Below are 17,284 nucleotides of genomic sequence, written 5' to 3'. Positions count from 1 at the left end.
GTGTGAGCAGGTCCTTACTTGTCAGTCCGCGCGGAATGCGCAAGTTCGGCAGCCTTGTCGGCGCCGGCGTCCATGGTGTCAGCGGTGGTGACCAGCGGGTGGTTCGCCGCCTGAAGAATCCGGCGCCCCTCCTCCACGTTGTTGCCGTCGAGGCGGACCACGAGCGGCTTGCTGGCGGAGTCGCCGAGGATCTCCAGAGCCTTGACGATGCCGTTGGCCACGGCGTCGCAGGAGGTGATCCCGCCGAAGACGTTGACGAACACCGATTCGACCTGCTCGTCGCCGAGGATGACGTCGAGGCCGTTGGCCATGACCTCAGCCGAGGCGCCGCCGCCGATGTCCAGGAAGTTCGCCGGCTTCACGCCGCCGTGGGCCTCGCCCGCGTAGGCGACGACGTCCAGGGTGGACATGACCAGACCGGCGCCGTTGCCGATGATGCCGACCTGGCCGTCAAGCTTGACGTAGTTCAGGTCATTGGCCTTGGCCTTGGCCTCCAGCGGATCCTCGGTCTGCTCATCCACGAGCTCGGAGTGACCCGGCTGGCGGAATCCGGCGTTCTCGTCGATGGTGACCTTGCCGTCGAGGGCGATGATCTGCCCGTCGCCGGTCTTCACCAGCGGGTTCACCTCGACCAGCGTGGCGTCCTCCTTGGAGAACACGGTCCACAGCTGCACGAAGGCGTGCGCCAGCTGATCGTGCTGCTCGGCGGGGAAACCGGCCTTCTCGGCGATCTCCTTGCCCTTGGCCGCATCGATGCCGGTGTTCGGGTCCACGTTCACCCGCGCCAGCGCCTCGGGCCGCTCTTCGGCGAGCTGCTCGATCTCCACGCCGCCCTCTTTGGAGCACATCACGAGGTAGTCGCGGTTGGCTCGGTCCAGCAGGATCGAGAAGTAGTACTCATCTGCGATGTCTGCACCCTGGGCGATCATCACGCGGTGCACGGTGTGCCCCTTGATGTCCATGCCCAGAATGGCTTCAGCATGCTGCTGCGCTTCATCGGCGCTCTTGGCCAGTTTGACGCCGCCGGCTTTGCCGCGGCCTCCGACCTTTACCTGAGCCTTGACGACGACGACGCCACCGATCTTCTCGGCGGCCGCCTTCGCTTCTTCCGGGGTCTGCGCCACGATTCCGGCCAGCACGGGAACACCGTGTGCCTCGAAGAGATCGCGCGCCTGGTACTCATACAGGTCCACGTGTGTGTCCTTCTACGTCGAAGTCATCTCTACATGTGAAGGCCCGCGGCACGGCGCGCTTCACGCGCAGCGCTCAGCTGACCTTCTCCAGTGGAGCATATCGCAGGAGGAGTCGCTTCTCGGACCCGGCGAAGCTGACCTTGGCCACGGTCTTCGCCCCTGAACCTTCCACCGCGAGCACCTCACCCACCCCGAACCGCTGGTGACTGACCCGATCACCGGGGCTCAGACTGGGCAGCTCCCGGTCCGGGTCCACCTGACTCGGCGCGGCTCCGCGGGTGGCCCCGGGCAGCGAGGAGGAAACCTTCTCGCTGCCGGCCGCGCCGTAGATGGTGGCGCCTGAGCGCGGTGCCCCGGAGCCGTAGGAATTCGACCCCGAGCCCCAGCCGCCGCTGAGGCTGCCGGCCCCGCCCTGGATGGAGCCCCCGAAGCCGGAGGATCCGAACCCGCCCGAGCCGAAGCGCGGGCCGCGGGAGGAGGTGGAGGACGCGGCGTCGACCTCGATCAGCTCCTCCGGGATCTCTCCGAGGAACTGGCTCGGCGGGTTGAACTGGTGCTGGCCCCAGAGATGCCGGGACTCAGCCCGGGAGAGGTAGAGCCGCTGACGAGCCCGGGTCAGCCCGACATACGCCAGCCGGCGCTCCTCGGCGAGCTCCTCGGGATCAGACATCGACCGGGAGTGCGGGAAGATCCCATGCTCCATGCCGGTGAGGAAGACCACCGGGAACTCCAGGCCCTTGGCGGTGTGCAGCGTCATCAGGGTCACCTGGCCCTGCTCCACCGCCAGCCGCTGAGACTCGGCGTCCTCCGCGGAGGGGATCGCGTCGGCGTCGGCGACCAGAGAGACCTGCTCCAGGAAGTTCGCCAGCGCACCGGGGCCCTCCTGCGGTCCCGCGCCGGTGAGCCCGGCGTCGGCGCTGGACCCGGCGGTCGACCCGGTCTCGGTCTCCAGGAAGTCCTCTCCCGGGACGACTCCCCCGGAGACGGTGTCCCCGTTGGTGTCTCTGGCGGCGTCAGCGGCGGCGGCCTCCGTCTCGTATTCCTTGACCACGGCCACCAGCTCACCGAGGTTGTCCGCCCGGGACTCGTCCTGGAGGTCCTTGGACTGGCGCAGCGCCTCGAGCATCCCGGACTGTTCCAGCACGGCTTCGAGCACCACCGAGGGACGGCCGTCCTGGTTCAGCTGGATCAGGTCATCGATCATCCGCACGAAGGAGGCGATGGCCTTGCATGAGCGGGTCGCGATCCCCGGGGCCTGATCGGCTCGGCGCAGCGCCTCCAAGAAGGTGGTCCGGTCCCGTGTGGCCAGAGTCGCCACGGCACCTTCGGCGCGCTCTCCGATCCCGCGTTTGGGCTCGTTGAGGATCCGGCGCAGGTTGACGTCGTCGTCGGGGTTGTTGACCACCCGCAGGTAGGCCAGGGCGTCCTTGATCTCTTTGCGGTCGTAGAACCGGGTGCCGCCGATGACCCGGTACGGGATGCCCCGGTTGATCAGCCGCTCCTCCAGCGAGCGGGACTGCGCGTTGGTCCGGTAGAACACGGCGACGTCGGAGGGCTTGATCCCGTGCGAGTCACCGAGCGAATCGATGGTCCGCGCGATCCATTCCGCCTCGTCGTTCTCCGAGGGGGCCACGTGCAGCACCACCGGGGACCCCTCGCCCAGGGCGGTCCAGAGCTTCTTCTCGGTGCGGTTCGGGTTCTGCGAGATCACCGCGTTGGCGGCGTTGAGGATGGTCTGCGTGGAGCGGTAGTTCTGCTCCAGCTTGATCGTGGTGGCATCGGGGTAGTCCCGGGCGAACTCGACGATGTTGCGGATGTCGGCGCCGCGGAAGGCGTAGATGGACTGATCCGAGTCCCCGACCACGGTGAGCTCCGCGCCGGGCGTGGGGACCTGGTTCATCGCCTCCGCTGCGGCCTCGGTGGCGCCGGTGGTCTCGGTGGGGCCGGTGAGCTGGCGGACCAGTCGATACTGGGCGTGGTTGGTGTCCTGGTACTCATCGACGAGCACATGCCGGAAGCGGCGCCGGTAGCTGTCCAGGATCCGCGGGAAGGCGTCGAACATGTAGACCGTCTCGGCGAGCAGGTCATCGAAGTCATAGGCGTTGGCCGCGCGCAGCCTCTCGCTGTACTCCCGGTAGACCGTGGCGACCGCCTCGGAGAACGGCTCATGGGCGGCGGTGGACTGAAACTCATCGGCGTCCACGAGTTCGTTCTTCAGCGCCGAGATCTTGTTCTTCAGCGCACGCGGGGCGAACCGCTTCGGGTCCAGGTCATGGGACTTCGCGATGGTGGTGATCAGCCGCAGCGAGTCCGCACTGTCATATATCGTGAAGGTGGAGCGACGACCCAGGTGGGCGGCCTCGGCGCGCAGTATCCGCACGCAGGAGGAGTGAAAGGTGGAGATCCACATCCGCTCCGCCGAGGGGCCGATCATCTCCGCGATGCGGTCCTTCATCTCCCGGGCTGCCTTGTTGGTGAAGGTGATCGCGAGGATCTCATGCGGCCGGGCGGCTCCGCTGCGCAGCAGGTGCACCACCCGTCGGGTCAGCACCCGGGTCTTGCCGGAGCCCGCACCCGCCACGATCAGCAGCGGGGATCCTGAGTGCAGCACGGCCGCCTGCTGCTCGGGGTTCAGCTCGGCGTCGGCGTCGGCGGGCGGCTGAGCGGCCGAGGGCTGGGACTGCTGCAACACGGCGGGCCCACCGTCGTCCTGGGGTTCGGAACTCTCGGCAGCGCCGGGGCTGGTGGGCTTGCATGAGTGCTCGGCGGGCGCGGCCTTCGGCGGGGTGAAGAGGAAATCCATGGTGGACCCAGTCTAAGCGCCGGAGCTGACACCCACCCGGGGCGTGCGCGGGTGAAACCTCTGCCAGACTAAGAGCACGCGGATCTATCCAGGAGGGTCATGTCCAAGCGGCGCAAGAAGGTGCGGGGCAACCCCGCGCGCGAGCCCACGCAGCCAGAAGCCTCGGGAAGCCCGGGTGCTGCCGGCGGGCTCCGGGCGTTTCGGCAGGCCCGCCGGGAGGGCCGCGACATCTCCACGACGCCGCAGCGGCGCGACGACGTGCGCCAGGGCTACCTCAGCGAGGCGAACCAGCGGGCCGGGGCGGGCACGGATTCCAATCCGCACCTGCTGCTCTACGCGCTGCTGGGCCTGATGGCCTTCCTCTTCGCCTACCTGCACCTCTATGCGCTGCCGCAGATGAACTATTTCGCCGGCGGCTTCTCCATGCCGGACAGCCGACTGCTGGGCTACTCGGTGGAGGACATCGAGAGGCTGCGCAATGTCATGGACGCCGACGGCACCGGGCAGCTCAGCTTCCTGCACCGCACCGCCGGCATCCTCTTCCCGCTCTCCTTCCTGCTCGCGAGCTGGGCCGTGGTGGGGCTGGTGATGAAGCGCGGGGTGATTCGCTGGATCGTGCTCAGCGGGGCGGTGCTCTTCGCCGCGGTGGACATCACCGAAAACTTCCTGATCGACCGGATCCTCACGATGGAGCCGCTGGATCCCGGACTGGTCGCCGTCTCCTCGGTCTTCACCGTCACCAGTTGGTCGCTGCTGATGATCCTGGGGGTCGTGGTGATCGGTTCAGTGGTGATGAGCCTGATCCGACAGGGCGTGGAACGGCGCTAGCCCGCAGGCCAGCTCCGGGCGGCACGCGCCCCAGGTAGGATGGTCCGGTGCCGCGCAGGACTCACGGCATACGGTGGTCTCCACCGGTCAACCCTCCGTAGCTCAGGGGATAGAGCACCGCTCTCCTAAAGCGGGTGTCGCAGGTTCGAATCCTGCCGGGGGGACCAGGCCTGCCTCAGCCAGCGCATTGCCTGACCGAGTTCACCATCCGAAGACGCCGAACCGGGTGCAGTGTCGCAGAACACATCTACAGTAGACCTAGCCGGCCCGCTCAGGACCGGGGCTAACTGGAGGAGAGCGACATGTCCGAGACCAATTTCCAGGATGAGGTCCTGCATAAGCTTCGGTCGCTGGAAGAGTCGAATCAGAGAATCGAACACGAGCTGCGGCTGATCAAGAACTACCAGCAGGAAGTCGAAGACGACCACACCGACTACACGACTCGAGGCTGAGCCGCGCAGCAGCCTTCAGGCAGATGTGCTGCTGCAGGTCTCACGAGAGGGCCGGTCCTGGTGACCGGCCCTCTCTCATGTCCTGAGGGTGCGGGAGATGCACCTTCCTCGACTCAGCGCCCGAGGTGGCGCTGCAGCGCCTCGGCCCGCTCGGCTCGTCCCATCAGCCGGTAGGCCGCCAGCCATTCCTCCGGGCGCGCCATCCTCAGTCCCCGCCACATATGCCCGGGCCTGGCCGGAATGCTCACCAAGCGACCCTGCGACTCCAGTGCGAAGCCGACCAGCACGTCGATGCTGTGATGGACCGTCTGGATGAGCCCCAGGCTTGCAAGCAGCCCGGATCCACCGACCACACTCTCGATCCCGGCCTAGCTCAGCGCCGACTGGAGCCTGGTCACCGTCTGCAGCGGGGGGATCGACGGGGCAGCACTCGCGGCGAAGACATCCATCGCTCCACGATATCCACCCGGGACTGTGACCTTGGCCCGGATCAGGAATCGAAGCCGCCCGGTGACGGTTGCTCTGTGCAGAACGGACCGGGCGCCTCCTGCAGCGGAAGCGCGCGGACCACCACGCATGAAAGGACCCCCTCCATGACCACTGCCGCTGAGACAAGCCAGGTGCAGGACACGCTCTTCTCCCCGCTCTCCCTGGGAGCCATCGAGATCCGCAACCGGCTGGTGATGGCTCCGCTGACCCGGATCCGCGCCGGCGAGGACGGGGTGCCCAATGAGCTGATGGTCCAGTACTACACCCAGCGCGCCTCGCTGGGGCTGATCGTCACCGAGGGTACCTTCCCGGTGATGGAGGGACGCACCTGGATCGGTCAGCCCGGACTGCAGACGCCCGAGCAGGTCGCCGGCTGGCGCAGGGTCACCGATTCGGTGCACGCCGCGGGCGGGAAGATCATCGCCCAGATCATGCACGGCGGGCGGATCGGCCATGAGCTGATCTCCGGCACCGGCCGCGTCGTCGCCCCCAGTGCGCTCGCCGCCCCCGGGGAGATTCGCACCCCTGAGGGCAAGGCGCCCCATCCGGTGCCGCATGCGCTGAGCGCCGAGGAGGTCGCACAGACCATCACCGATTTCACCGAGGCCTCGCGCAACGCGATCGAAGCAGGCTTCGACGGCGTGCAGCTCCACGGCGCCAACGGCTACCTGCTCCATGAGTTCACCGCCCCAGGGTCGAACACCCGCACCGACGGCTACGGCGGCTCCCCGCAGAATCGGGCGCGGCTCTCGGTGGAGGTCGCGGCCTCGGTCTCCGCGGCGATCGGCGCTGACCGCACCGGCATCCGGCTCTCCCCGCAGCACAACATCCAGGGGGCCATGGAGGAGGACCACGACGACGCGATGGCCACCTACCGCGCCATGGCTGAAGGTTTCGCGCCCCTGGGGCTCAGCCACATCGATGTGCTCAACGCAGACCCGGCCAGCGAGATCGTGCAGCTGATCCGGACCGTCTCCGGCGCCCCGCTGATCGCCAACTCAGGCTTCGGCGTGCAGACCACCCGGGAGGAGGCGCTCCGGCTCCTCGAACAGGACCTCTCCGAGGCTGTGGGCGTGGGTCGCTCGGCCATCGCCAACCCGGATCTGGCTCGCCGCTGGGAGCTCGGACTCGAGGAGAACGAGCCCGACCCCTCGACCTTCTATGTCGGCGGAGAGCGCGGCTACACCGACTACCCGGCGCTGCGGAACTGACCCGGCGGAGCGTCGGCTGAGGGCACTGCCAGCGGCGGCACCGTCAGAGGCAGCACCGTCAGGGGTGATCACCGTCCGGCGGCGGTCACCGGCTGGCGGTGCCTACCGGATGCCGGTGCTCGCCGCTGAGCGCTGCGGCAGACGCAGCTCCAGGTGACTCGCGCCCGGGGCCTGCAGCTCGAAGCTGGCCACTGCGCCGTCGACCTCGAGCTCATAGCCGCCGAGGAAGCCCTCGAGGCTGACCCGGCCGGCCTCGTCGGTGCGCAGCGGGGTCTCCGGGGTCCACCATTCGCCTTTGATCAGCTCATGGAGCCGGTCGTAGGCGGGCTTGGGGCTGCCGTCGCGGCGGAGCAGACCGCCGGGGGCGTTGAGCCACATGTCCTTGTCCGGCAGACCCCAATAGGTCAGGGACTCTACGGCGGGGTGCGCGAAGAGCCGTCGGTAGTGGGCCTGGATCTCCTCGGCCTGGCGCGCTTCCCCCTCCTCGGTGGAGGGCCACTGCGCGGCTGAGACCTGCCAGTCGTTGAGGTCGGAGATGTGCTCGGGCACCGGGGCGCCGGAGAGGATCGTGGTCTCGGTGAAGTGGATCGGGATGTTGAAGCGCGAGAACCGCTCGAGCACGTCGTGGGTCTTCTCCTCACCCCAGGCGCCCTGGTGCATGTGGGACTGCAGACCCAGCCGGTCGATCTCCACCCCTGCCTCCAGCGCCGCCTCGATCAGACACTCGTAGCCGGTGGACATGTCGAAGTCGTTCAGCAGCAGGGTGGCCTCGGGGTTCGCCGCTCGCGCCTCCTCGAAGGCCAGCCGCAGCATCGCGACCCGCCCCTTCTGCCGGGCGAGCGTGGTGACCGCGTTGGGCTCGGCGGTGAACACCGGCATGATCACGGCCTCATTGATCGCATCCCAGGTGTCGATCACTCCAGTGAACTCCGCCACCTCGCGGCGGATCCGCTCGCGGAGCGCCTGGTCGATCTGCTCGGCCCCCAGGTCCATCAGCCACGGCGCGGTCAGCGTGTGCCACAGCAGCGGGTGGCCCTTGACGCCCACGCCGCGGTCCCTGAACCACTGCGCGGCGGCACGCAGCTCGGCGGTCTTCGGCTCGCCGCGGACCGCCTCGAACCGGCCCCAGTAGAACGGCAGGGTGGCCTTGTTGAACAGGGCCGTCCAGCGCCGCGCGAGCTCGGCGTCGCCGGTCTCGTCCCGGGATCTCCCGTTGATCCAGTCGATGAGCCCGAACCCGATGCAGCCGAACCCGAAGGCGTGGTCCCGCTGGCGCACCAGCACATCCTGCTCCGCCAGCGGCGACCCGTCCTCACCGGTGACGGTGAGCGTGGCCTGGGCCCGGCGGTGCGCCAGACCGGGGTCGGGACGGAGCGATGATCCGGGCGAGGTGAAGAGCGAGGTCATGGTTGAAGTCTGCCATGGACATGTGACTCAGCGCATAGTCGCCTATCGAAGCCGCCTGAACCCCTCCGTCTTCTTGGCCGGCCCGGAGACCAGGATGATGTCGTCGGCGGCCAGCACGGTCTGCGCGGTGGCCGGCTCCCAGCCCCTGCCGGCGTGCTTGACCGCGGTGATCGTGACCCCGTGGCGCCGCCGGACGTCGAGGGCGCCCAGCTCGCGCCCCAGAATCTCCTGGTGCGGTGTGGTCTTGGCCAGGGCATAGTCCTCGTCGATCAGGATGTAGTCCTGCAGACTCCCGCGCACCATATGCGCCACCCGGCGCCCCATGTCCTGCTCCGGGAAGACGATATGGCGCACGCCGAGCTGCTGAAGGATCGCCCGATGCGGCTCGCTGACCGCCTTCGCCCAGAGCTCGGGGATGTTGAACTGCAGCATCAGTGAGGTGACCAGGATGCTGGCCTCCAAGTTCGAGGCGATGGCGATGACCACGTGGTCGAACTCGTCCACCGCGAGCTGGCGCAGCGCCTCCTCGCTGGTGACATCGGCCACCGCGACGTGGGTCAGGCGCCCGTTCAGCGACTGCACCACCGACTCGTCCTGGTCGATGCCGAGCACGTCGGTGCCGTGGGACATCAGCTCCAGGGCCAGGGCGCGGCCGAACCGGCCCAGTCCGATCACCGCGACCGAGTCCGGCCCTGCGACGTCGCCGGGGTTGGTTCCTCCGAACAGCTTGAAACTAGCCAATGATCGGCCTTTCCTTGGGGAGTTCATAGAGGGTTCGGCGCTCGCGCAGCGCGAGTGCCGAGGCGAAGGTGATCGGGCCGACCCGTCCGATGAACATCAGCAGGACCAGCATCAGCTGGCCCAGCATCGGAAGCTCTGCGGTGATCCCGGTGGAGAGCCCCACGGTGGAGAACGCCGAGACGGTCTCGAAGAGCACCTGATCCAGGGGCAGGCCGCTGAGGTGCATCAGCGCCCCGGTGACCACGACCACGAGGCTCCCCGCCAGCAGCACGACGGCGATGGCCTGCCGGTGCACCGCCCGGGAGAGCCGCTTGCCGAAGATGTTCACCGCGGCGTCTCCGCGCAGCTCGGTGAAGACGATGAACAGCAGCACCGCGACGGTGGTGACCTTGATCCCGCCGGCCGTGCCGGCAGGGGCGCCGCCGATGAACATCAGCACGTCCATCCCCAGCCAGGTGGTCGGCTCCATGGCAGAGATGTCCACGCTGTTGAAGCCGGCGGTGCGGGTCTGGACCGACTGGAAGAAGCTGGCCAGCAGCTTCTCGGGCCACGACATCGGTCCCAGCGTCGCCGGGTTCGACCACTCCAGCGCCAGGATCATCCCCGTGCCCAGCACCAGCAGCACGCTGGTGGCCCAGACCACGATCCGGGTATGCATGGACCACAGCCGCGGTGTCCGGAACCGGCGGCGCAGCTGCATGATCACGGGGAAGCCCAGTCCGCCGAGGATGATCGCGGCACACAGCGGCAGGCCGATCACCGGGTCTCCGACGAAGCCCATCATGGAGTCGCTGTAGAGCGCGAAGCCGGCGTTGTTGAAGGCCGAGACGGCGTGGAAGCTGCCGTGCCAGATCGCGTCCCCGAGGCTCATGTCGTAGCCCAGGCGGAACCTCAGGGAGAGGATCACCGCGAGCACCGCCTCGATGGCCAGTGAGATCTTGATGATTCCCAGGGTCAAGGACCGCAGGTCTGCCAGGCCCAGGCTCTTGGCCTCGGTCGCGGCCAGCAGCTTCGAGCGCAGCGAGAGCCGGCCCAGCACCATCAGGCCCACCACGGTGGCGAAGGTCATCACGCCGAAGCCGCCGAGCTGGATGAGCACCAGGATCACCACCTGACCGAACACGGAGAAGTGGGATCCGGTGTCCACCACGGTGAGGCCGGTGACGCACAGGGCGGAGGTGGCGGTGAACAGCGCGTGGATGAAGTCGGTCTGCTCTCCCGGGGCCGTGGCGGCGGGGAGCAGCAGCAGTCCGGTTCCAGCAGCGGTGACCAGGAGGAAGCCGAGGAAGATGAGCTGGACCGGTCTGACCCGGCGCAGCATCGCCCGCTGATCAGCGGGCAGGGGTTGATTCACAAAGCTGAAGCGTAGACCTGCAGGCACCCCCGGACAAGGCCCGCGGCGGTGTGACCTCGGTCGCAGCGACCAGCCCGGGTCGGGCAGGGGACGAATCCAGAAAAAAAGACCGACCCCTGGACTCGCAGCTGCGAGTCCAGGGGTCGGTCTCTATGAGGTTCTGTTCATCGAACCCGAGGTGCTCAGCGTCAGACGGCTAAGAAGCCATCCTCGGCGAACTCAGTGGAGTTCAGAGCGGGTTGACGTTCTCAGCCTGGAGACCCTTGGGGCCGCGGGCGGTCTCGAACTCAACCTTCTGGTTCTCCTCGAGGGAACGGAAGCCGGAAGTGGTGATCGCGCTGAAGTGCACGAAGACATCGTCTGAACCGTCTTCGGGGGCGATGAAGCCGTAGCCCTTTTCAGCGTTGAACCATTTAACTGTGCCAGTGGCCATGATGTTTCCTTAATATACTTGCTCTTGCTACGCATCGATCTCACGATGCATGTGCCGCAACCAACCTGGCCGGTCGAGAGCGGTGTCTACTGGACGACCGCATAAGTGTAGAAGCCCGTGTAGTACTCCGTCAGCCTACGCTAATAATCGGCTGGGGTCACTACTGGTCTCGGGAGCATCATCATATGCCCACTGCGGCCGTGAAGCCCCGGCGTTCGCACACCCTCCCGGCTCAGCTCTCCTCTGCCGGGATCCCGCTGTGGGCCTGGAACCGGACCATCATCGCCTTGAACCCCGGGGTGTTGGATTCCCGAGCGATCAGATTCCGGTGCGTCAGCGCGTTGGCCTCCGGATAGTAGGCCGCCACGCAGCCGCGCGCCGTGGGGTAGGCCACCAGATGGAAGCGCTGCGCGAGGCGCTCCTCGCCCTGGAACACCGAGATCACGTCGACCAGCGCCCGGTCCTCGAAGCCGGTCTCGGCCAGGTCCTCAGGATGGATCAGGATCACCCGGCGGCCCCCTGAGATCCCCCGGTAACGGTCATCGAGCCCGTAGAAGGTGGTGTTGTACTGATCGTGGGAGCGCATGGTCTGCAGCACCAGGTGCCCCGGGGGCGGGGTGAGGTACTCCAGGGCACGCACCGTGAACCCGGCTCGGCCGTCCGCGGTGGCGAAGGAGCGGTGATCCCGGGGCGGGTTCGGCAGCACGAATCCCAGCTTGCCGCGGATCCGACGGTTGAAGTCCTCGGTGCCCTCCACCACGCGGGAGGCGTGGTCACGGATGACGTCATAGTCCTCCGCCATCGACTGCCAGTCCACCACGTGGTCAGGCCCGAAGATCGCCTGCGCCATGCGGGCGATGATGACCGGCTCCGCGAGCAGGTGGTCCGAGACCGGCTCCAGGCGCCCCCGCGTGGAGCTGACCACCGACATCGAGTTCTCCACGGAGAGGAACTGCGCGCCGCCGGGGTGCTTGTCGTCGCGGTCGGAGCGTCCCAGCGTGGGCAGGATGATGGAGGTCTCCCCGTGGACCACGTGCGAGCGGTTGGGCTTGGTGGAGATGTGCACCGTCAGGCCGGTGCGCTTCAGCCCGGCCTCCATCACCGCGGTGTCGGAGTTCGCCGCCGCGAGGTTTCCACCCATGGAGACGAAGACGTCGACGTCCCCGGCGTCCATGGCGGACATCCCGTGGGTGGAGTCGTAGCCGTGGGCGCGCGGGGAGCGGATGCCGAACTCGGCGTCGAGCCTGGCCAGGAAGGGCTCCGTGGGCTTCTCCCAGATCCCGAAGGTCCGGTCCCCCTGGACGTTGGAGTGCCCGCGCACCGGACAGGCTCCGGCCCCTGGCTTGCCGAAGTTGCCCTGGAGCAGCAGCAGGTTGACGATCTCCTTGATGGTGTCCACCGAGTGCGGCTGCTGGGTCAGTCCCAGCGCCCAGCAGAAGATCGTCGCCTTCGAAGCCGCCATCAGATCGGCGATGTGTTCGATCTCTTCACGCTGCAAGCCGGTGGCCCGCTCGATCTCGTTCCAGTCCAGGGTGGCGCGGGCCTGGGCGTACTCGGCGAATCCCTTGGTCTTGGACTCCACGAACTCCCGGTCGACCACGGAGCCGGGGCACTCCTGCTCCTTGCGCAGCAACAGGTGGCCCAGTGCCTGGAACAGGGCCTGATCTCCGCCGACCTTGATCTGGAGGAACTCGTCGCTGATCCGTTCCCCGTCCCCGAGCATGCCCTTGGCGGTCTGCGGGTCCTTGAACCGCAGCAGCCCCGCCTCGGGCAGCGGGTTGACCGAGACCACCTTGCCGCCGTTCTTCCTGGCCTCGGCCAGGGACCCGAGCATCCGGGGGTGGTTGGTGCCGGGGTTCTGACCGACCACGAAGATCAGCTCGGAGTGCTCGATGTCCTTCAGCGAGACGGTGCCCTTGCCGATGCCGATGGTCGGGTTCAGCGCGGTCCCGGAGGACTCGTGGCACATGTTCGAACAGTCCGGCAGGTTGTTGGTGCCCAGCGAGCGCGCCAGCAGCTGGTAGAGGAACGCGGTCTCATTGGCCGTGCGCCCGGAGGTGTAGAACATGCACCGCTCCGGCGTCGTGGCCCGGACGTGTTCGCCGATGGTCTCGAAGGCCTCGGTCCAGCTGATCGGCCGGTAGTGGGTCTCCCCGGCCCGGATCATCATGGGGTGGGTGATCCTCCCGGACTGGCCCAGCCAGTACTCGGTCTTGGTCTCCAGCTCGGCGATGGGATGTTCGGCCCACCACTGCGGTGTCACGACCCGGGTGGTGGACTCCTCCGCGAGCGCCTTCGCACCGTTCTCACAGAACTCCACCGGCTTGCGCTTGGTCTCAGTGGGCTCGGGCCAGGCGCACCCGGGGCAGTCCACACCCTGGGACTGATTGACCCGGTACATCGACCGCACGGTGCGGGAGAGCCCGCCCTGGGCCATGCCGCGGGCGAAGGAGACCTCCACCGCCTTGAGTCCGGCCGCGTGGGTCTTGGGCCCGCTCACCTGCAGCGAGTCCTCGTCGATGTCCTCGAACTGCGCGGCGTGGCCGCGGACTGATTCATCACGCACCTTGGTCATGAGTCCTCGTCCTCCCTCTTGATGCGCTGGAAGTGGGTGTAGAGATTGATGGATCGGCCGCGGGAGAATCCGGCAAGGCTCAGTCCGGAGCGTTCGGCGAGGTCCACCGCCAACGACGACGGCGCCCCCACCGCGCTGAGCATCTCGATCCCCGCCAGAGCGGCCTTCTGCACCAGCTCGAAGGAGGCCCTTCCCGAGACCTGGAGCACCGTTCCGGCCAGCGGGAGCCGCCCCTGGGTCAGCGCCCAGCCGACCACCTTGTCCACCGCGTTGTGCCGTCCCACGTCTTCGCGCAGGCACAGCAGCTCGCCGGCGGCGTCGAAGAGACCGGCGGCGTGGACACCGCCGGTCTTGGAGAACAGCGCCTGGGACTCGCGCATCCGCTCCGGAAGCTGCAGCAGCGTCTGCGGATGCATCCGCAGCGTGTCCGTGGGGTGCGCGGGCAGGGTCTTCTCCACCGCGTCGATGGAGGTGGTTCCGCAGATCCCGCAGGCCGAGGTGGTCAGCACGTTGCGAGTGCGCAGCAGCGAGGTCGGCGGCAGCGCCGGATCCAGCTCGGCGTCGATCACGTTATAGGTCTGATTGCCCTGCTCGTCGGTCCCGGCGCAGTAGCGCAGGCTGCGCAGATGCTCCTGGGCGCTGATGATGCCCTCGGCCACCAGGAAACCGGCGACGAGCTCGAAGTCGTGACCCGGGGTGCGCATGGTCACGGTGAAGGACTCCCCCGCCAGGCGCAGCTCCAAGGGCTCTTCCACGGCGAGCAGATCACCCTTGCTGCGGGTCCCGTCGGCTCGCAGGGTCAGCACCCGGCGACGTTGGGTCAGGCGTCCCATATCGACTCCTGGGCCTGCTGCCCGGGGACCGGGAGACACTCCACCGGGTCCCCTTCGGCCACCCCGCGGGGAGGGACGATCGCCAGCGCATCGGCGTCCGCGAGGCCGCGCATCATATGTGGCCGACTGTGACCGGCCGGGCGCATCCCTTCCGAGCCGCGCCGCACCGGCAGCAGCCGGACCCCGCGGCGCGCACCGGGCAGCGGTTCGGCCGCGGTGGCGGAGAGCACCCGGGTGCGTGCTTGAGGATCCATCCCGCGCAGCGCGCGCAGCAGCGGCACACCCAGCGCGGTCAAGCCTGAGAATCCTGCCAGCGGATTCCCGGGCAGCCCCAGCAGATACAACGGTCCCTTCCGGCGCGGGAGCTGTGCCAGCAGCACCGGATGACCCGGGCGCATGTCCACCGAGTCCACCACCAGGCTCGCGCCGAGCATCTCCAGGGCTGGTCGCAGCGCGTCGGCGCGGGAATGGGCGGTGCCGCCGCTGGTGATGATCAGGTCGGCGCGCCCGGCCTGCGCAACCTCGCCCAGCGTGGCTGCCAGCACCTGGGGGTCATCGCCCAGCCGCTGCGCGTCCACCGAGGCGGCGCCCATCTGGGTGAGCATCTGCGGCAGCGCCAGGCCGAAGACGTCGCGCACCTGTCCGGGGGCGGGGATCCCGGTGGTGGTCACCTCCTCACCGGTGAGCACCAGCTGCACCTCTGGTCGCGGGATCACCGTGACGTGATCGTGGCCGGCCACCGCGGCGACGGCGGCGCGCGCCGGGGTCAGCATCGCGCCGGCCGGGACCAGCAGGTCCTGGGCACGGCACTCCTCCCCCGCCAGGCGCACGTTGCGCCCGGGCGCGGTGTCGGGGCTGGTGCTCAGGGCGTGCAGCTGTTGCCCCTCGGTGATGCCGTGCTCGGCACGCAGCACCGAATGTGTGCCCTGGGGCAGCGGGGAACCGGTGAGCACCGCCGTGGCCTCTCCGGGGTGCAGCGGGGACTGCCGGACGGCAGGGCTGTGCGCGCTGCCGGCTCGCAGCTCCCAGCCCCGGTCTGCTTCGGTGCGCGCCAGGGGCTCGGCGGTCAGCGCCCAGCCGTCCATCGCGGAGGTCGAGACATGCGGGATGTCCTGCAGGGCCCGGACCGGGCTGTGCAGCACACCGCCGATCCCGTCCTGGAGGCTCACGCGCACCGGAGACAGGGATTCGGCGGCAGCGGCCCGGTCCCGGGCCTGAGTCAGGGTCAGCATCACAGGGCAGGCATCGATCAGCCCACGGCTCCGGACCGGCGCTCAAGCAGCTCTGCGGCCACCCGGGAGGCGGCGCGCGAAGCCGTCTGGAAGTCAGCCTGCCCAGTGGCCTCGGCAAGCCCGGCGACGTAGCCGATGAGGTAGGTGGTCACCGGCGCCGCCGGGCGGACCACGGTGTGCGCGGCCTGTCCGGCGAGTGCCAGGACCGCATCGATGTCGATCTCGATCCCGTCCACCTCAAGATGATGGGCGAGTTCCTTGACCCAGAGCTCGATGGGCTCGTGCGGGTCGGTCGATTCAGCGGTCATCTCGGCTCCTTCATTGACTGGCTCAAGAGTCTCACAGTCGGGTTGGTCAGGGCAGCCGGATTGGTCAGGCAGCCGGATGCCGAGTCGGTGGGCGTCCGCAAGGGTGTCCACATCAGCACAGAGTCCGTCCGGGACCACGGGCTGCCGCAGCAGGGCTGCCTCCTGAAGCCCCTGGAGCAGCCAGCGCAGCGGCCGGTTCTCGACCTGAGCCGGAGTCAGCTGCTCCACCCGGCGCAGCAGCCAGCCTGTGGGGACCGCCGCGCTGAGATACTGCCGGCGTCCGGTGGCGTCACAGGGGAGCACCGCGACCGACTCTGGACCCGGATCGGCATCGGGCGCCTGCGGGACCGGCGGGAGCTGGTGCAGCAGCCAGTCCAGCAGCGCGGTGGGTTCGGTGAGGTCCACGGCGAGCAGCAGGGTCCAGCCGGGCAGGTCGGCAGGGTCGGCAAGGTCGTCGTCGGGGCCGGGAGCGAGGCCGCTGCGTCGCAGCTCATCAGCACCGGAGACGACGCCGGCAGCTGGTCCGGAGTAGGCGGGCTGCTCTTGGACCAGCGGGACCGCGGCGCCGATCTCCCCTCGCAGCGACGCCGGGCCCACCACGACGGTGCCGATGCCGCGACCCTCCAACGCCTGGAGCCAGCGCTGGATCTGAGGCTGCCCGTCGCTGCGCAGCAGCGACTTCTCCACTCCTCCCAGGCGGCTTCCCCTCCCGCCGGCGAGCAGGATCGCAGAGACCGAGGACGCGCGGGGGCGCCCGGTTCCGGACGGGGGGTCAGTGCGTTGCACGATGAGCCAGGAAGGGCATCCAGACCTCCCGCGGGGCCTCGAGCTCCACCGGCATCCAGACATGGTGCGGCGGCGCCGCAGGCGTGATGCTCAACATCCAGCCGAGCTCGTCGAGGGTCTTGCTGCCTTTGCGCGCATTGCAGGCTCCGCAGCAGGCCACCAGGTTCTCCCAGCTGGAGTCGCCTCCGCGGGCCCGCGGAATCACATGGTCCACGGTGGCGGCGGGGCGCTGGCAATAGGTGCACGTGCGGCCGTCGCGGCGCAGGATGCTGCGTCGCGAGGGGGCGGCCGGGCGCCGTCGTGCGACCCTGACGTAGTGATGGAGCAGGATCACCGCCGGGCGGGGGACCATCGCCGTGGGCGTGGCGATCGGAGTGAGGTCCTCAGCGAGCACGCTGGCCTTGCCGTGCATCACCAGCACGGCGGCGCGGCGTGAGGTGACCACGCTCAGCGGCTCATAGCCTGCGTTGAGCACCAGTGTGCGCATATCGGGGCTCCCGTGCGTTCACCCCTGCTCGTCGAGCTGCCGATGCATGCGCCTCAGGGCGCTTCTCGGCGCGGTCCTCACAGGGTTCCACAGCGTTCGTCTCTGCCTGTACAGGCTCAATATAGACGGTGCGCTCGATGATGCCCACTTGA

Annotated in this window: 15 protein-coding genes and 1 tRNA gene; 4 read left to right on the top strand and 12 right to left on the bottom strand. The window is 68.5% G+C overall.

Annotated features, from left to right (window positions below; translation table 11 throughout):
- Positions 1–14: 14 nt before the first annotated feature.
- Both sucC and HNR24_RS12240 read right to left on the bottom strand, forming a co-directional pair.
- Complete coding sequence (gene sucC, locus HNR24_RS12245) at positions 15–1,193, bottom strand: ADP-forming succinate--CoA ligase subunit beta (protein ID WP_179441041.1); 1,179 nt, start codon at positions 1,191–1,193, stop codon at positions 15–17.
- Between the two features lie 73 nt (positions 1,194–1,266).
- Positions 1,267–3,996 carry an ATP-dependent helicase gene (locus tag HNR24_RS12240; protein WP_182495908.1) on the bottom strand — a complete coding sequence of 910 codons (2,730 nt, stop codon included), beginning with the start codon at positions 3,994–3,996 and terminating at the stop codon, positions 1,267–1,269.
- Between the two features lie 99 nt (positions 3,997–4,095).
- On the opposite strand from HNR24_RS12240, the gene HNR24_RS12235 reads away from it, so the two are divergent.
- The 3 genes from HNR24_RS12235 to HNR24_RS12225 all read left to right on the top strand — a co-directional run bounded on the left by HNR24_RS12235 (position 4,096) and on the right by HNR24_RS12225 (position 5,276).
- Entirely contained in the window at positions 4,096–4,824 is a 729-nt protein-coding gene (locus tag HNR24_RS12235) for a hypothetical protein (protein ID WP_182495907.1), read from the top strand.
- Positions 4,825–4,915: 91 nt separating this feature from the next.
- Positions 4,916–4,991: transfer RNA gene (locus HNR24_RS12230), tRNA-Arg, on the top strand.
- Between the two features lie 135 nt (positions 4,992–5,126).
- Complete coding sequence (locus tag HNR24_RS12225; protein ID WP_182495906.1) at positions 5,127–5,276, top strand: hypothetical protein; 150 nt, start codon at positions 5,127–5,129, stop codon at positions 5,274–5,276.
- Between the two features lie 113 nt (positions 5,277–5,389).
- Here the strand turns inward: HNR24_RS12225 and HNR24_RS12220 are convergent, their stop codons facing one another.
- Entirely contained in the window at positions 5,390–5,629 is a 240-nt protein-coding gene (locus HNR24_RS12220; protein ID WP_182495905.1) for a hypothetical protein, read from the bottom strand.
- 240 nt (positions 5,630–5,869) lie between these two features.
- Between HNR24_RS12220 and HNR24_RS12215 the strand changes: the two genes are divergently transcribed.
- Positions 5,870–6,976: an alkene reductase gene (locus HNR24_RS12215; protein WP_058887622.1), complete on the top strand. Its 1,107-nt coding sequence runs from the start codon at positions 5,870–5,872 to the stop codon at positions 6,974–6,976.
- A 102-nt stretch (positions 6,977–7,078) separates the two neighbouring features.
- Here HNR24_RS12215 and HNR24_RS12210 read toward each other — a convergent pair whose 3' ends face one another.
- The 9 genes from HNR24_RS12210 to HNR24_RS12170 form a co-directional block, all read right to left on the bottom strand.
- The gene (locus HNR24_RS12210; RefSeq protein ID WP_182495904.1) at positions 7,079–8,383 is read right to left on the bottom strand and encodes an endo-1,4-beta-xylanase; all 1,305 of its coding nucleotides are present in this window, start codon (positions 8,381–8,383) and stop codon (positions 7,079–7,081) included.
- A 42-nt stretch (positions 8,384–8,425) separates the two neighbouring features.
- Positions 8,426–9,124: a potassium channel family protein gene (locus HNR24_RS12205; protein ID WP_246310296.1), complete on the bottom strand. Its 699-nt coding sequence runs from the start codon at positions 9,122–9,124 to the stop codon at positions 8,426–8,428.
- On the bottom strand, positions 9,117–10,445 hold the full coding sequence (locus tag HNR24_RS12200; protein ID WP_182496181.1) for a TrkH family potassium uptake protein: 1,329 nt from the start codon (positions 10,443–10,445) through the stop codon (positions 9,117–9,119). The genes HNR24_RS12205 and HNR24_RS12200 overlap by 8 nt, the downstream gene beginning before the upstream one ends.
- 262 nt (positions 10,446–10,707) lie before the next feature.
- The gene (locus HNR24_RS12195; protein WP_036473143.1) at positions 10,708–10,911 is read right to left on the bottom strand and encodes a cold-shock protein; all 204 of its coding nucleotides are present in this window, start codon (positions 10,909–10,911) and stop codon (positions 10,708–10,710) included.
- Positions 10,912–11,143: 232 nt separating this feature from the next.
- A complete protein-coding gene (locus HNR24_RS12190; protein ID WP_182495903.1) occupies positions 11,144–13,486 on the bottom strand; it encodes an FdhF/YdeP family oxidoreductase in 2,343 nt (780 codons plus the stop codon).
- Positions 13,483–14,319 carry a formate dehydrogenase accessory sulfurtransferase FdhD gene (fdhD, locus tag HNR24_RS12185; RefSeq protein WP_182495902.1) on the bottom strand — a complete coding sequence of 279 codons (837 nt, stop codon included), beginning with the start codon at positions 14,317–14,319 and terminating at the stop codon, positions 13,483–13,485. The genes HNR24_RS12190 and fdhD overlap by 4 nt, the downstream gene beginning before the upstream one ends.
- Positions 14,307–15,551, bottom strand: a complete 1,245-nt coding sequence (locus HNR24_RS12180) for a molybdopterin molybdotransferase MoeA (RefSeq protein WP_182495901.1) — start codon at positions 15,549–15,551, stop codon at positions 14,307–14,309. The genes fdhD and HNR24_RS12180 overlap by 13 nt, the downstream gene beginning before the upstream one ends.
- A gap of 17 nt (positions 15,552–15,568) precedes the next feature.
- Entirely contained in the window at positions 15,569–16,645 is a 1,077-nt protein-coding gene (locus HNR24_RS12175) for a DUF6457 domain-containing protein (protein ID WP_182495900.1), read from the bottom strand.
- Positions 16,632–17,132 carry an HNH endonuclease gene (locus HNR24_RS12170; RefSeq protein ID WP_058887628.1) on the bottom strand — a complete coding sequence of 167 codons (501 nt, stop codon included), beginning with the start codon at positions 17,130–17,132 and terminating at the stop codon, positions 16,632–16,634. Before HNR24_RS12170 ends, HNR24_RS12175 begins: the two co-directional genes overlap by 14 nt.
- Positions 17,133–17,284 lie beyond the last annotated feature (152 nt).

Source organism: Nesterenkonia sandarakina, assembly GCF_014138825.1.
In the GTDB taxonomy this organism is placed as follows: Bacteria; Actinomycetota; Actinomycetes; order Actinomycetales; family Micrococcaceae; genus Nesterenkonia; species Nesterenkonia sandarakina.
This window is presented reverse-complemented; position numbering and strand designations above follow the sequence as displayed.